General features: G+C 58.5%; 13 protein-coding genes. All 13 read left to right on the top strand.

Annotated features, from left to right (window positions below; all coding sequences use genetic code 11):
- Nucleotides 1–200 precede the first annotated feature (200 nt).
- The 13 genes from ACR0B7_RS06560 to ACR0B7_RS06500 all read left to right on the top strand — a co-directional run bounded on the left by ACR0B7_RS06560 (nt 201) and on the right by ACR0B7_RS06500 (nt 13807).
- On the top strand, nt 201–608 hold the full coding sequence (locus tag ACR0B7_RS06560; protein ID WP_170483008.1) for a c-type cytochrome: 408 nt from the start codon (nt 201–203) through the stop codon (nt 606–608).
- Nucleotides 609–854: 246 nt separating this feature from the next.
- Nucleotides 855–1304, top strand: a complete 450-nt coding sequence (locus ACR0B7_RS06555) for a phasin family protein (RefSeq protein WP_170483006.1) — start codon at nt 855–857, stop codon at nt 1302–1304.
- A 58-nt stretch (nt 1305–1362) separates the two neighbouring features.
- A complete protein-coding gene (locus ACR0B7_RS06550; protein ID WP_170483004.1) occupies nt 1363–1770 on the top strand; it encodes a universal stress protein in 408 nt (135 codons plus the stop codon).
- A gap of 110 nt (nt 1771–1880) precedes the next feature.
- Nucleotides 1881–2855, top strand: coding sequence for a zinc-dependent alcohol dehydrogenase family protein (locus tag ACR0B7_RS06545; RefSeq protein WP_480681272.1), 975 nt, complete (start codon nt 1881–1883; stop codon nt 2853–2855).
- A 246-nt stretch (nt 2856–3101) separates the two neighbouring features.
- Entirely contained in the window at nt 3102–4118 is a 1017-nt protein-coding gene (locus ACR0B7_RS06540) for a substrate-binding domain-containing protein (protein WP_170483001.1), read from the top strand.
- A gap of 93 nt (nt 4119–4211) precedes the next feature.
- Complete coding sequence (locus ACR0B7_RS06535) at nt 4212–5726, top strand: sugar ABC transporter ATP-binding protein (protein WP_170482999.1); 1515 nt, start codon at nt 4212–4214, stop codon at nt 5724–5726.
- A gap of 14 nt (nt 5727–5740) precedes the next feature.
- Nucleotides 5741–6736: an ABC transporter permease gene (locus tag ACR0B7_RS06530; protein ID WP_170482997.1), complete on the top strand. Its 996-nt coding sequence runs from the start codon at nt 5741–5743 to the stop codon at nt 6734–6736.
- Nucleotides 6736–7716 (top strand): sugar-binding transcriptional regulator, encoded by a 981-nt coding sequence (locus ACR0B7_RS06525; RefSeq protein WP_170482995.1) that lies wholly within the window; start codon nt 6736–6738, stop codon nt 7714–7716. Before ACR0B7_RS06530 ends, ACR0B7_RS06525 begins: the two co-directional genes overlap by 1 nt.
- On the top strand, nt 7706–8701 hold the full coding sequence (locus ACR0B7_RS06520) for an aldo/keto reductase (RefSeq protein WP_170482992.1): 996 nt from the start codon (nt 7706–7708) through the stop codon (nt 8699–8701). Before ACR0B7_RS06525 ends, ACR0B7_RS06520 begins: the two co-directional genes overlap by 11 nt.
- Nucleotides 8702–8732: 31 nt before the next feature.
- Nucleotides 8733–10454, top strand: a complete 1722-nt coding sequence (locus ACR0B7_RS06515; RefSeq protein WP_170482990.1) for a glycerol-3-phosphate dehydrogenase/oxidase — start codon at nt 8733–8735, stop codon at nt 10452–10454.
- Complete coding sequence (locus ACR0B7_RS06510) at nt 10445–11287, top strand: Cgl0159 family (beta/alpha)8-fold protein (RefSeq protein WP_170482988.1); 843 nt, start codon at nt 10445–10447, stop codon at nt 11285–11287. The genes ACR0B7_RS06515 and ACR0B7_RS06510 overlap by 10 nt, the downstream gene beginning before the upstream one ends.
- The gene (locus tag ACR0B7_RS06505) at nt 11280–12791 is read left to right on the top strand and encodes an FGGY-family carbohydrate kinase (RefSeq protein ID WP_170482985.1); all 1512 of its coding nucleotides are present in this window, start codon (nt 11280–11282) and stop codon (nt 12789–12791) included. Before ACR0B7_RS06510 ends, ACR0B7_RS06505 begins: the two co-directional genes overlap by 8 nt.
- Before the next feature lie 5 nt (nt 12792–12796).
- Complete coding sequence (locus tag ACR0B7_RS06500) at nt 12797–13807, top strand: zinc-binding alcohol dehydrogenase family protein (RefSeq protein WP_170482983.1); 1011 nt, start codon at nt 12797–12799, stop codon at nt 13805–13807.
- Nucleotides 13808–13824 lie beyond the last annotated feature (17 nt).

Genomic DNA, 13824 nt, shown 5'->3' with positions numbered 1-13824 from the left:
TATATAATGTGGCCGCGCGCCTTGATCTAAATCAACTCATTCCGATGGGTAGGCCTGCAAAGCAGCGGAGACTGCGCAGGGAAACTCCGGCTCTTACCTGGGCTGTTTCTTTCGAGCGGGAACATGAGAGAGGTCAAAGAAGTGCCAAGCAGAAGCCGTGTAGACTGATCCCGAACCAAGAGAAAACACAGGAGGAAAAGATGCGGGTTATACGTGGAATTGCGCTGGCCGCTCTTACGTCTGGCGCGGCAATAGCGCAGGATTTGAATGTTCAGGACGGGAATGATCTGTACAGGACATATTGCTGGCAGTGCCACGGATTCGAGGCGACCGGAGACGGACCAATGGCCGAGATGCTGGCAATACGCACGCCGGATCTGACCAAGCTGGCGGCGCGAAACGACGGTGTGTTTCCAACCGAACTTGTGGCCCAGCAAGTGGACGGGCGATCGCCTGTGCTGGCCCATGGCGGTGAAATGCCGATATTCGGACCTGCGCTGGATTCAGACAAGCAGATCGCGTTGTCTTTGCCGAGTGGTCAACCGATGATGACCGGCGTGCCCTTGGCCAGCTTGATCGCATTTCTTGAAACGATTCAGGTTGAATAGGCGCTCGATCTCAGAGGTCTGTTAGGGCTGCGGCCCCTAGACCGCGAACACGACCGTGCTGGCCAAAGTAAGGGCCAATTTGGGAGCCGGCCAAGTTGCACTGCTACCAAACTGGCAAGAAAATCACCCCAAGCGTTACACGCAATCCTGCAACGTTCATGGGGTTCCGGTCGCATTGATCTAAATTAAGGCGGATTTTCCAGTATCTGGCAAAATTGCGTGATTAGGGAAAAGGAGGAATGTCCGATGCCAGAAAAGAGTTCAAAATCCAGCTATCCCGGTCCACTTGTCGATGTCTTCAAACAGATGCAGCTCTCGGCATCTTCAAACCCGGTCTTCGGAGCGCAGATAGAGCAGTTCTGGGACGCTCAGGAAAAGATGCTGGCAGAGGCGGAAACTTTTGCTCAACACTGGTTCGAGCGTCGCCACGAAGCGGTGCGTTCTGCATTGAAGGCCGCGCGTTCGGCGTCGTCTGCGAACCCGGCCGACCCGTCAAAAGCTATGCAAACCATGACAGAATGGCAGCGTCGATCAGCAGAGCGGATGGTGGCGGACGCACAGGAATGGTTTGAGACGGTTGCCCGTTGTGCATCCTATGCCACTGAGACCGAAGTCAAGGCCGTCGAGAAAACCGTAGCAGACGTTACGAGTGCCGCAAAAGCCGTTGGAAAATCATCGAAATCTGAACCGGTTTAGGTGTGAGCGGTCAAGATTTCTGGCCTGAATTCAACAGGAACACACAAGGAGGGGAAACATGTATAGGAACATCCTGATACCTGTCGCTCTGGATAAATCCCACGACACTCAGGCGTCTTTCGAGGCCGCGCGTTTGCTGGCTGATCCCGATGCCGCCTTCACCGTGATACATGTGCAAGAGCCGATACCTGCGTATGTAGCCTCGCAAATTCCCGAAGATGTCTTTGCAAACACACGTCGTGAAGCGCAAGAGGAACTGCATTTGCACGCTTCCGGGTTGCCGCGCGCCACTACGCGGCTCATCTCTGGGAACCCGGGGCGGGCGATCGTTGACTTTGCAAATGAACATGACATCGATTGTATCGTGATTGCTTCGCATAAGCCCGGCTTTGAAAACATCTTTCTCGGTTCCACCGCAAACCGCGTTGTTCATCACGCAAAATGCGCGGTTCATGTAATCCGTTGAGCTTGGGGTGCGCCTAGAACCTATCGCAAGAGATTACCAGTTGCCGGTCTCACCTTGGCTTTTGGCCTTGGCTGCCATGTTGCATGGAAAGGAAGCTCACTGTGCGCGCGATGATATTTGACGGAACCAGTACCCAGCTGCAACTGCGTGATCTGCCAATTCCCGAACCCGGCGCGGGTCAGGTACAAGTGCGCATTGACGCGTGTGGAGTCTGCCGCACAGACCTGCATATCGTGGATCAGGATTTGAAGAATCCTGTCCTTCCCTTGATTCCGGGGCATGAAATTGTCGCGCGTGTCAGCAAGCTGGGCGCTGGGGTCGATGCGTTCAGAATTGGTCAGCGCGTCGGCATACCATGGTTGGGCCACACTTGTGGTACGTGTGAGTATTGCCGATCGCAGCGCGAAAACCTTTGTGATTTTCCGGGGTTTACCGGCTACACAATAAACGGAGGATACGCGGAATTTTGCGTTGCTGATGCTGACTTCGTCTTTCCTCTTGCAGAAGATGCGACGCCCGAAGAACTGGCACCGCTTCTCTGCGCTGGGCTTATCGGTTTCCGCAGTTTCAAAATAGCCGGTAACCCAAAACGTCTGGGTCTTTATGGGTTTGGCGCTGCGGCACATATTTTGTGTCAGGTTGCCAATTTTCTGGGGATCGAGGTGTATGCCTTTACCAGAGATGACGATCTTGCTGCCCGGAAATTTGCCCTGGATTTGGGCGCAAAATGGGCCGGAGGCGCGTCTGAAACACCTCCGGCCAGTCTGGACGCGGCAATTATTTTTGCCCCGGTAGGGGGCTTGGTCCCGACCGCGTTGAAGGCAACCCGCAAAGGAGGGCGCGTCGTCTGCGGAGGGATTCACATGAGCGACATTCCCAGCTTTCCCTACGCCGACCTCTGGGAGGAGCGATCCATTCTGTCCGTGGCAAACCTCACTCGCGCGGACGGGCAGGAGTTTTTTGATCTGGTGGCAAGGATGCGGATAGAAACCAGCGTCGTGACGTATCCTTTGGAAAAAGCAAACGAGGCTTTGGAAGACTTGCGGCACGGGCGGCTGCAAGGTGCCGCTGTTCTTAGGACTTAACGGCTCCTGATCGACCATTTACCTTTCAAATCAGACTTCTTCCAGCGTTCTTGCTTGCCGGCGGACCCGCTTTGAAAAAAATTTCACACAAAGGTAAAAATACCAAAACTTGTTGACTTGGCTTCCGGGACGGCCTTAAAACTCCATGTATGCAATAAAAGGCATAAAGTGAAATTTCTTGCAAATGCTTTGCGATGGAGGAAGAATGCAAAGCGCGTGCAGGAACACGCTCTTGGGAGGAGTTCTATGAAATACCGGAAAACCAACGGGATTATTGCCTCTGCCGCCATCGCTATTGCTGGCGTGACGGCTGCACCGGCGACGGCCGAAGGCATCATGTGCGAGCCGGGCGAGACCTACATCATGAACGTCATGGTATCGGGTCACCCCTACTGGGTGCCAGTGTATCAAGGCTTCAAGCAGGCGGCCGAGGCTTTTGGCTGCAAGACAGTCTTTTCGGGCACGCCGGACTATGACATCACCAAGCAGATTGCCTCGTTCGAGCAGGATCTGGTGAAGACACCTGCGGGCGTTCTGCTGCATCCGATGCAGTCCGACCCGTTCATCGAACCGATCAACCGCGCCATCGAAAATGGCACCGAGATCGTTACGTTCGCCGCTGACAGCCCGAATTCCAAGCGCACGGGATATATCACTTCGGACAACCTTGCCGAAGCCAAGTTTGCGGCGGAGGAAATTGTCAAACAGGTCGGCGACAGCGCAGAATACGCGGTGCTCGAAAATCCGGGCCAGTCGAACCATGACCTGCGTGTGACCGCTCTGATTGCGTATATGGAGGACAACTATCCGAACATGACGCTGGTCGGTCGTCAGGCCACGAACCAGGACAGTAACGCGGCCTATCGTGCAACGGCCTCGATCATTCAGGCCAACCCGAATGTCGCGGCGATCTGGATCCCCGAGGCGGGCTCTGCCGAAGGTGCCGTAGCTGCCAAGCTGGAAGCTGAATCGGACATTCTGATCATGCACGCGGACGTGACTCCGACCACGCTGGAGCATATCCGCGCGGGCAACATCCATATGTCGCTGAACCCCAACCAGGGCGTGCAGGGTTTCATGGGCTTCATGGCGGTGCACCTGGCCAATCGTTCGGACGTGTTCGATCCGTTCAACGACTGGAAAACCAGCGGCTTCAACCCGGTTCAGATCCCGTTCATGGATAATGGCTTTGCGGTCATCACCAAGGACAATGCCGACAGCTTTGATCTGAACGTCTACATGGAAGGCCGCGATCCGGCCTAATCGGGAAACTCCCCGATGAGCCGCCCGCGCAGTTCCAGAATTTTTCGCGGGCGGTTCAAGACACCAACAATAGACACCCAACAAGGTGCTGCCATGCAAGACGACGTGATCCTACGGATATCGAACCTCAGCAAGTCCTTTGGCCCGGTCAAAGCGTTGCGCGGGATCGACTTTGAACTCCGCAAAGGGGAAATCCACGCCATTGCAGGCGAAAACGGTGCAGGCAAGTCGACCTTGATGAATGTGATCGACGGGATTTTGCAGCCGGACAGTGGGCAGATCGTGCTGGACGGTAAACCGGTCAAAATCTCGTCGCCCACTATGGCACAGCAACTGGGCATCGGTTTCGTCCATCAGGAAATCGCCCTGTGCCCCGATGTGTCGGTGGCCGAGAATATCTTTATGGCCAAGACCAATGTCAGCCGCTCGTGGCTGATGGACTACAAGAAACTGGAACGCGAGGCGGTGGATGTATTCCGCCAGCTCAGCGACATCGACCCGTCGGTTCTTGTGAAAAACCTTTCGATCTCGAACCAGCAGTTGGTCGAGATTGCAAAGGCTCTGACGTTGGATTGTCGGATTCTGATCCTGGATGAGCCCACAGCCGCACTCACGGAAACCGAGGCTCAAACCCTCTTTGGGATCATGCGTAATCTGGCGGATCGGGGGATTTCGATCATCTACATCTCGCATCGGATGGTCGAGATTTTCGATAATTGCGACCGCGTGTCGGTGTTCCGGGACGGGCAGCACATTGTCACGAACGACGTGGCCGATATTCAGCCCAGCGATGTGGTGAATGCGATGGTCGGGCGGGTGATCGACAACCTCTATCCCGCGAAACAGCAAGCGCCGTCGGATGAAGTCATCCTCGACGTCCGCAACCTGACCGAGGTGACACGGTTCCGCGATGTCTCATTCACGCTGAAAAAGGGTGAGATTCTGGGCATTGCGGGTCTGATCGGTGCGGGTCGCAGCGAGATCGTCAAGGGCATCTGCCGGCTTGAGGGTGAGGTGACGGGGCAGGTCTGGCTGAACGGTAAGGAACTGAAACTGCGGAACTATCAGGACAGCATCGCCAAGGGGATGGTGTACCTGTCCGAGGACCGCAAAGGGGATGGTGTGTTTCTGGACCTGCCGATTGCCGCAAATGTTTCGGCCCTGAAGCTGGAGCAAGTGTCCAACGGGGTCGGCCTGATCCAGTCCGCGACGGAAGAAGCGCAGGCCGAGGCATTGGGGCGCAAGCTGAACCTGAAATGCGGGTCGCTGAATGATCCGGTGTCGTCCCTCTCGGGCGGCAACCAGCAGAAGGTGGCGCTGGCCAAGATGTTGTCGGTCAACCCGCGCCTGATCTTTCTGGATGAACCGACCCGCGGGGTCGATGTGGGCGCGAAATCCGAGATTCACCGCATACTGCGCGATCTGGCGCAAGAGGGCGTGGGGATTGTCGTGATCTCATCGGAACTGCCCGAACTGATTGGTGTCTGCGACCGGGTGCTGGTGGTGCGCGAAGGGCGCATCAGCGGTCAGGTCACGGGCGATGAGATGACAGAAGAAAACATCATGCACCTGGCCTCGGTCATGGACGTGCAGCCCTCGGTCGCATGAGCGGAGAAAGCAATATGGACAACACCGTGAACCTGACCCAAGCGGGTGAAACCGACGGCGCACCGCTGCTGAAACGAATGTTTCGGATGCGCGAGACAGGGCTGATCGTTATCATTCTGGCGCTGTTCCTGATCATGTCCTTCGCCTCGCCCTATTTCCTGACCTGGGCGAATATGCGGGCAATGTCGATGGCCTTTGCCGTCGATGGGTTGCTGGTGATCGGGATGACGATCCTGCTGATCTCGGGCGGGATTGACCTGTCGGTCGGCTCGGTTACGGCGCTGGCGATGGTGATCGCGGGCTGGCTGTTCCTGAGTGGTGTGAACCCGTGGGTGGCCTCGGCCGTGGCGATTGCATTGTGTACGGGGATCGGTGCCTTCATGGGGTTCTTCGTGACCCGCGTGGGCTTGCATCACTTCATCGTCTCGCTGGCGATCATGGTGATCGCGCGCGGTGCCTGTCTGCTGTTCACCGGAGGGCGTCCGCTGGGCCTTTATACCCTGCCGCCCGAGTTCAAGTTCATCGGGCAAGGCAGCATCGGGCCGATCCCGATTGTGATCGTCATCTTTCTGGTCTTCGTGATCGCCTTTGACTTCATGCTGCGGCGGACGACCATGTTCCGCAAGGTGTTCTATACGGGCAGCAACGAAAAGGCCGCCGCCTATTCGGGTATCCGCACCAAGAAGGTCATCTTCCTGACCACGACACTATGTTCGACCCTATGCGGCGTCGCAGGCATCATCTACATGGCGCGGTTCGGCTCGGCCCAACCCACCTTCGGGCTGGGGTTGGAACTGACCATTATCGCGGCAGCTGTCATCGGCGGGGCCAGTCTAAACGGCGGCTCGGGGTCCATTCTGGGCGCGATCCTTGGCGTTGTCCTGTTGTCGCTCGTCTCCAGCTCGTTGGCGTTGCTGGATGTGTCGGTCTACTGGCAGGACATCATCCGCGGCTCGATCCTGCTGGCGGCGGTGACCATCGACCACTATCTGAATAAAAGGCGCGGGTGATGGTCGACAAAAAGAAAGACTTTGAACTTATCCGGCAAATCCACACCGTTCTGGTCCTGCACTATCTGGAAGGGCAGAAACAGGCCGATATCGCGCGGGCGCTGAACCTGTCAAATTCCAAGGTCAACCGCCTGATTACGCAGGGTCGCAAGATGGGCATGGTCAAGATCGACATCGAAAGCCCGTTCGAGACGCTGATGGATATTGAACGTGACCTGACCCGCTCGACTGGTCTGTCCGAGGCCATCGTGACCCCCGCAGTGTCGGGCAGCGAGGAAACGACCTTGCAACAGGTGGGCCGCGCGGCTGCCAATCACCTGCTTGAGACCCTGCGCGATGGCGACGTCATTGCAATCACCGGCGGCAAGGCCGTCAGCGCCACGGTCGAGGCGTTGGAATCGGAACGTGATTTTGACGTGACAGTCGTGCCGCTGACTGGCGGCATTCAGGGCAAATATTATACGGATGTGAATCATCTGGCGACGCAGATGGCGGACCGGCTGGGCGGCAAGACCATGCTGCTGCACGCGCCACTGTTCGCCGAAAGCCGCGAACAGCGGGACATGCTGGAACAGGTCTCCTCGATCCGCGAGGTGCTGGATCTGGCCCGCCGCGCGAATGTGGCGCTTGTGGGGGTTGGTTCGATCGAACCCGAAGGCTCCAGCTATTACGACCTTCACCCGGTGCCCGAGGCGGATCGCAAGATGCTGATGGGTATGGGCGTGATCGGAGAGTTTCTGGCCCATCTGATCCATATCGACGGCTCGGTATCGAACTATGCGCTGAACTCGCGGTTGGTTTCGGTCACGCCGTCCGATCTGGCGCAGTGTTCGCGGGTGATCGGGGTTAGTGCCGGGGCGCAGAAAGTGCAGCCGATCAAGGCAGTATTGAACGGAAAATTTCTCAACTCGCTGATCCTGGACGAAGATACAGCGACCGCAGTCATACAGGAAATGGAAGGAACACGAGATGTCGCATGAGATGCTGACACGGGAAATTGGTGCTTCGGGGATCGAGGCTTCGGTCATCGGGCTGGGCACTTGGGCCATCGGCGGGTGGATGTGGGGTGGTACGGATGAGGCCAAATCCATCGCCGCAATTCAGGCCTCGGTCGATGCAGGCGTGTCGCTGATCGACACCGCCCCCGCTTATGGGCAGGGCGTGGCCGAGGACATCGTCGGCAAGGCGCTGAAAGGGCGGCGTGACAAGGTGGTGCTGGCCACCAAATGCGGGCTGGTCTGGCACACGCAGAAGGGCAACCATTTCTTCGACTATGACGGCAAGCCGGTGCATCGCTATCTGGGCAAGGACGCGATCATCTATGAGGTCGAACAAAGCTTGACCCGTCTGGGCACCGACTATATCGACCACTACATCACCCACTGGCAAGACCCGACCACCCCCATCGCTGAGACGATGGAGGCGCTGGAAACTCTGAAACAGCAGGGCAAGATCCGGTCGATCGGGGCCAGCAACACCTCGGTCGATGAGGTGAAGGCTTATCTGGCAGCGGGTCAGCTGGACGCCGTTCAGGAAGAATATTCGATGGTCAAACGCGACATCGAGGGCACTCTGCTGCCCGTGTGTCGCGAGAACGGCGTGTCGGTGCTCAGCTACTCCTCATTGGCGCTGGGGCTGCTCAGCGGCAAGATCGGGCCGGATCGTGAGTTTACAGGCGACGATCAGCGCAAGGACAATCCGCGCTTTTCGATGGCGAACCGCCAGAAGGTCGCCAACCTGATGGAGACCATCGCACCCATTGCCGAAGCCCACGGCGCGACGCTGGCGCAGACGGTTATCGCGTGGACCGTGCAACAGCCCGGTATCACCTTCTCGCTGTGTGGCGCGCGTGACGCGGCGCAGGCGGTCGAAAATGCCAAGGCGGGCCAGTTGCGTCTGACCGACGGCGAGATTGCCGAGATCGACGCCCAAGCCCGCGCGCATCTCAGCGATCTGGACAGCTAAGCCCCAAGACCCCGCAACGAACAGGACCACCATGTCAGAACAACGGCACCAAAACCTGACAAAACTGCGTGAGAACGCTGCGTTTGACGTCGTGGTCATCGGCGGGGGCGTAAACGGGATCGGCGTTTTCCGGGAACTGGCTTTGCAGGGACTGCGCGTGCTGCTGGTCGAGCGCAACGACTTTGCCTCGGGCTGCAGCGCCGCGCCGTCGCGGATGATCCACGGCGGGCTGCGCTATCTGGAGAATGGTGAGTTCGATCTGGTGCGCGAGTCGCTTCAGGAACGCGACGCGCTGCTGTTGAACGCCCCGCATATGGTGCGGCCATTGCCGACGGTCATTCCGATCACCTCGGTCTTTTCCGGTATGTTTAACGCAGCGGCCAGTTTTGTCGGGTGGCAGGGTAAACCCTCAAGCCGGGGGGCGGTGCCGATCAGGCTGGGCCTGTCGTTGTATGACTGGGTGACGCGCAAGCGGCGCATCCTGCCAAAGCATCATTTTAACGGCGCAGGTCGGACTCGCAAGGATTGGCCCGCGCTCACGCGCAAGGCCACGCGGTCGGCGGTGTATTACGACGCGCAGATCACACATCCGGAACGGTTGTGTGTCGAGATGATCCGAGACATGCAGGTCGCCGCGCCAGATTGCATGGCTCTGAACTATGCCGAGATGACACGTTTGGGCGAAGACTATGCGGTGACCGACCGGCGCAGCGGTCAGAGCCTGCTGGTGCAGCCCAAGGTGATCGTGAACGCCACTGGCGCCTGGCTGGATGACACGGTCCGCGGCTTGGGCGGTGGTGCCAATGAGCAGATGGTTTCGGGCACCAAGGGCTCGCATCTGATCATCGACAACCCGGCGCTGGTGCAGGCGCTTGGCGGTCATATGGTCTACTTTGAAAATACCGACGGGCGGGTCTGCATCGTGTTTCCCTATCAGGGCAAGGTGCTGGCCGGTTCGACCGATATTCGCGTCGACAAGGCGACGCGTGTGCGGTGTGAGCCAGACGAGTTCGACTATATCCTCGGTTCGCTGCGGTTGGTATTTCCAGAGATTGAGATCGCCCCCGAACAGGTGGTGTTCAGCTACAGCGGTATCCGTCCGCTTCCGCACAGTGATCAGGATTTCACCGGCCGGATTTCGCGCGGTCACTACACAAAACGACTGGACGGAGATGTGCCGCAATTCTGCATGGTGGGCGGTAAATGGACCACGTTCCGCGCCTTTGGTGAACAGACCACGGATGAGGTTCTGGCCGAGCTTGGCAAAACCCGACAGACGTCGACCCTTGGGTTGGCGATCGGAGGTGGCGCGCAGTTCCCGGATGATCCGACCACGCTACAGCGCAGGCTGGTCGATGAATTCCGCATCACGCCAGAGCGCGCGCAGCATCTGATCGAGCATTACGGAAGTCAGGCTGATGACGTCGCCTTGTTCTGTCAGTCCGCGCAGGACGCACCGCTGTCCGAAACCTGTCCCTACACCGAAGCCGAGATCATTTGGCTGCTGCGCACCGAGTTTGTCGAAACCCTGTCAGATATCGTTCTGCGCCGCACGGCTCTGGCGATCACCGGGCAGATTTCGGCGGCATTGCTAGACAATTTGGGTGCGCTTTTGGCCGCTGAGCGCGATCTCAGCCCGCAGGAAATCACTGATCAGACCCAAACGCTGATCCATGAATTGTCCGAGTTCTATGGCGTGACCGCCGAAACTCTGACCGCACGAAATAATGAACGGAGAACAGAATGCGTGTAAGCACCAAAGCCCGGATGAACCGGATGTTTACCAATGGCGGATGTTTGGACGTGGCGATCGACCACGGGGTCTGCAACGAACCCAGCTTTATGGTCGGGCTTGAGGATATGGCCGGCGTCATGGACACGCTGATCGGGGCCAAGCCGGACGCGATCCAATGCGCCTATGGCCAGGCAGACCTGCTGCAATCGCGTCCCGAAAAGGACAAGCCTGCGCTGGTGATGCGGATCGACATGGGCAACCCCTATAACGATCAGCGCCACCGGGTGATGTGGTCGATGCTGCAAAACGCCGACGAGCCGATCATCGGCGCGCTGGAAATGGACGCGGCAGCCGTGGTGGTGAACCTGTTCATGCTGCCCGATGAGCCAGAGCTGTTCCGTCAATGTGTCGAAAACATCAGCAAGGTACGCGCGGCCTGCCACAAATACGGAATGCCGCTGATGATCGAACCTCTGGTCATGCTGCCCAACGACGTGCGGGGCGGCTATCAAGTGGATGGTGACGCGGAGAAGATCGTGACGCTGGTGCGTCTGGCCTCGGAAATGGGGGCTGACATCATTAAGGCCGACCCGACCGAGAACGCGCAGGACTTCCACCGCGTGATCGAGGCCGCCCGCGTGCCGGTTCTGGTGCGTGGCGGTGGTAAAGAAGACCTCAAGAACGTGCTGATGAAGTCGGCGGCTCTGATGGCGCAGGGTGCGCAGGGGATGGTTTATGGCCGCAACATCTATCAGCATGACAACCCCAAGGCGGTTGTGGCGGCGCTGATGGCGATGATCCACAATAAGGCCAGCGGCGAAGAAGCGTGGGATATCTATAACCGTGGCTAAAGACGGATACATATTAGGGCTGGATGCGGGGAACACGGTCATCAAGGCCGTGCTCTTCGATCTACAGGGGAACCCCGTGGCGATGCAGGCGCTGGACGGGCAGTCCTCGACCCCGCAGCCGGGGCATGTTGAGCGGGACCTGAACGAGCTGTGGGCGAATGCCCGGCAGGTGATCAGCGGCTGTATTGGCAAGGCCGGGGTCACCCCGGATCAGATCATCGGGGTTGGCTGTGCGGGGCATGGTAACGGGCTGTATCTGCTGGACAAGGCGGGTGAGCCTCTGGTCGGTATCCAGTCGCTGGACACGCGCGCTGCTGGTCTGGCTGAGGAACTGTCCGAAACCGCGGGGGATGCTCTGCACGCGCTGTGTTTGCAAAAGCCCTGGCCGTCCCAGACTCCGGTTCTGCTGGCCTGGATCAAACGCCACCGGCCCGAGGTTTACGCGCAGACCGGCACGGTGCTGTTGTGCAAGGATTTCATCACCTACAAACTGACCGGCGAGCGGGTCAGCGAGATCTCGGATATGTCCGGCTGCGGCCTGACGCGGATGCCCGAATGTGCCTACGATGACGGGTTGCTGTCGCTTTACGGTCTGGGTGACGCGCGCGAGATGCTGCCGCGCCTGATCGACCCGGCGGACATTGCCGGATCCGTCAGCGCCGAGGCCGCCGCTGTGACCGGGCTGGCCGAGGGTACGCCGGTGATTGGGGGCTATTTCGACGTGGTGTCCAGTGCCATGGGATCAGGCGTTGTGCGCGCGGGTGAGGCGTCGATCATCGCGGGAACCTGGAGCATCAATCAGGTGTTCTCGGACGAACCTGCCGTCAACGAAGATCTGTTCATGGTCTCTGGCTTTGGCCCCAACCGTTTCGTGAATATCGAAGCAAGCGCGACGTCGGCTGCCAATCTTGAATGGTATGTGCGCGAATTCGTCGAACGCGGCGCGCATCACGACGACCCATTTAGGTTCTGCAATAAGAAGGTGGCCGAGGTCACCCCTGCGGCTGATGATCCTTTCTTTCATCCGTTCCTTTATGGCTCGGGGCAGGGTGCGTCGTTCCGGGGCGGGTTCTATGGCGTAGCGGGCTGGCATGGCGAAGGCCATATGCTGCGCGCCTTGTTCGAGGGTGTTTTGTTCGAGCATCGCCGCCATATCGAGGTTCTGAAAACAGCGGGCGTCAGTTTCGACCGGGCGGTTCTGTCCGGCGGCGGCTCGCGCAGCCCTGTCTGGCCGCAGATGTTCGCCGATTGCCTTGGCGTTCCGATCTACGTGGCCGAAGCGCAGGAAACCGGCGCGTTGGGCGCAGCGATTGGTGTGTCTGTGGCAACAGGCGCGTATGGCTCTTACGAAGAAGCCATCGGTCAGATGACCCGCCGCAAGGCCGAGTTCCAGCCGAATTCTGAAATGAAAGCGCACTACGACACCCGCTATGCGCAGTATCTTGCGCTTATCGAAGCCATGCGCGGGTTTTGGGACAGCACCCAAACTTCAATGGAAAGGTAATCAACATGAAAGCCGTGGGATTTCTGAAATCACTGCCAATTGACGCGCCTGACAGCCTTATGGATGTCGACCTGCCAGAGCCGGTTCTTCGTCCCAACGATCTGCTGGTCGAGGTCGAGGCGATCTCGGTCAATCCCGCAGATGCCAAGCGCCGCATCCGAACGGCGGCCGAGCAGGACCATGCAGAGCCGTTCATTCTGGGATATGACGCCGTGGGTATCGTCCGGGAAATGGGCGCCGACGTCACAGGATTCACCAAAGGTGACCGCGTCTGGTATGCGGGCGATGCTGATCGTCCGGGGTCTTATGCCGAGTTGCAGGCGGTCGATCATCGCATCGCGTCGGTTGCGCCGAAGTCGGTCAGTCCTGCGGCGGCGGCTTCTTTGCCGTTGGTGTCGTTGACCGCTTGGGAAATGCTGTTTGACCGGTTGCAAGTTCCGACAAACGAAACACCTGCCAGCCTGTTGGTTATCGGCGGGGCCGGAGGGGTGGGCTCGATCACGTTGCAACTGGCACGCAAGCTAACCGGGCTGCATCTGATTGCTACCGCCTCTCGCCCCGAAACGGTCGAATGGTGCAGGGACATGGGCGCGCATCAGGTGGTCAATCACCGCGATCTGATCGCCGAGGTGCAGGCCGCCGGGCATGAGACCGTGGACTATATCACGCAATACGCCGATACCGCGCAGCATTGGGACGCCATGTGTGAACTGATCGCGCCACAGGGCCGGATCGGAACCATCGTCGAGACGCCGGAGAAGCTGGACATTTCAGCGTTGCAGGGCAAATCCGCCGCGCTGATGTGGGAGCTGATGTTCACCCGCTCGTTGTTCGGAACAGCAGATATGGCGCGGCAGGGGCAGATTTTGGCCCGTGTCGCCAGTATGGTTGATGACGGGATCATCCGAACGACTGAACAGAAAACTCTAAACGGGTTGTCGGCGGATACGTTGAAAGAAGCGCATGCGATCATTGAAACCGGGCGCATGATCGGCAAACTTGTCGTCGCATACTAATCAGAAAGACCAGAACT

This window comes from Ruegeria sp. BB6 (assembly GCF_056539385.1).
The sequence above is the reverse complement of the archived record's forward strand: the minus strand, read 5'-3'. Positions and strand labels throughout refer to the sequence as shown.